Source organism: Aeromonas sp. Y318-3 (genome assembly GCF_027706185.1).
GTDB classification, from domain to species: Bacteria; Pseudomonadota; Gammaproteobacteria; order Enterobacterales; family Aeromonadaceae; genus Aeromonas; species Aeromonas veronii.
In genome coordinates this window covers 1-1,183 of record NZ_JAPDCN010000048.1, presented here as the reverse complement: position 1 = coordinate 1,183, position 1,183 = coordinate 1, and the positions used below count along the sequence as shown (strand labels likewise).

General features: G+C 58.0%; 3 protein-coding genes. All 3 read right to left on the bottom strand.

Annotated elements, in window-relative coordinates:
• Window positions 1-55: 55 nt before the first annotated feature.
• The 3 genes from OKB77_RS23920 to radC are packed head-to-tail and all read right to left on the bottom strand — an operon-like array spanning window position 56 to window position 1,104.
• The gene (locus OKB77_RS23920) at window positions 56-394 is read right to left on the bottom strand and encodes a hypothetical protein (protein ID WP_201882943.1); all 339 of its coding nucleotides are present in this window, start codon (window positions 392-394) and stop codon (window positions 56-58) included.
• A 24-nt stretch (window positions 395-418) separates the two neighbouring features.
• Window positions 419-610, bottom strand: coding sequence for a hypothetical protein (locus tag OKB77_RS23915; RefSeq protein ID WP_029303518.1), 192 nt, complete (start codon window positions 608-610; stop codon window positions 419-421).
• Window positions 607-1,104: a RadC family protein gene (radC, locus tag OKB77_RS23910; protein WP_042045083.1), complete on the bottom strand. Its 498-nt coding sequence runs from the start codon at window positions 1,102-1,104 to the stop codon at window positions 607-609. Before radC ends, OKB77_RS23915 begins: the two co-directional genes overlap by 4 nt.
• Window positions 1,105-1,183 lie beyond the last annotated feature (79 nt).

The window sequence follows — 1,183 nt, the reverse complement described above, 5'->3', positions numbered from 1 at the left end:
GGAATATCCGGATCATGGTGTTGGCGCGGATGATCCGGGTTTGGGGATGCTGGCGTTATTCGTGCGCCTGCTCTGCGTCTGGGTAAGCCGCATCAAACAGGATGGCGTAGAGCGCACAATCAATGCCGTTGACGGTATCGTGATGCGGGTAATAGGGTGGTGCGTCTCGGGAGCGCTCGAAGTAGTCGCCAAAGCAGCTGAGGCATTCGCGGATCTCGATGGTGGATCCCCGCAGCAAGGCCTCTTCAAGCTGCCTGGCATAACCCTCGTCATCACGCGCCTTGGTGACGGCTTTTTCCAGTAATGCCAGCGCCTCCTCGTTGCAGGCAGTAGCCAGACGATGGCGCAGCTTGCTCAGGGTTTCCTCAAGGGAATAGGGGTTAGGTAATCGCATCGCTCATTTCTCTTTTGGAACGGACTAATGGCGCAGCTGATGCAGCAGCGCATCGATGGCCTCGATACTATCGGCCTGGGTGAGCGGGGAGCCGTTAGGCAGGTGAGCCACGATGGCGGGCTCGGTCTGCATCTCGACGTTGTCTGCCAGCCAACAGCGCAACTCGATGAGGATATCGAGGGCGGTGAGGTGGGTTTTGCCTGGGGTCTGGTTCATAGCTGACCTCTTTCGGCCATCGAGACTAAGCCCTCAGCACCGACCACCAGATGGTCAAGCAATCGCACATCGACCAGCGCCAAGGCTTCTTTGAGGGCCTGGGTAAAGACCCTGTCAGATTGACTGGGTTCCGGGTCACCGCTGGGGTGATTGTGCACCGCGATGATGGCCCCACTGTTGAGCAGTATGGCCCGCTTGACCACTTCCCGTGGGTAGATACTGGCGCTGTCCAAGGTGCCGCGAAACAGCTCCTCAAAGGCCAGTACACGATGTTGGGAGTCGAGGAACAGTGCACCAAACACTTCGTGCTCCCGGTCCTGCAGCAGGGTCTGCAGCCGCTCAGCGGCCTCTGTGGTACTGGTGATGGCGGAGCCTTTGGCAAGACGCTTGCGAGCAATCTGATTGGCGATACGCAACAGGTCTTGCTCGGTCACGGGTTCGGTGACGACATAGGTGCCGGGGCATTCCCCGGCTTTGAGTTTGTGGTAACGCATGTGGGGTTCTCCAAATAAACAAAACCCCGGCACACATAAAGCATGTCAGGGTTAAAGGTAGAGCGGTTGTTGGTTCACT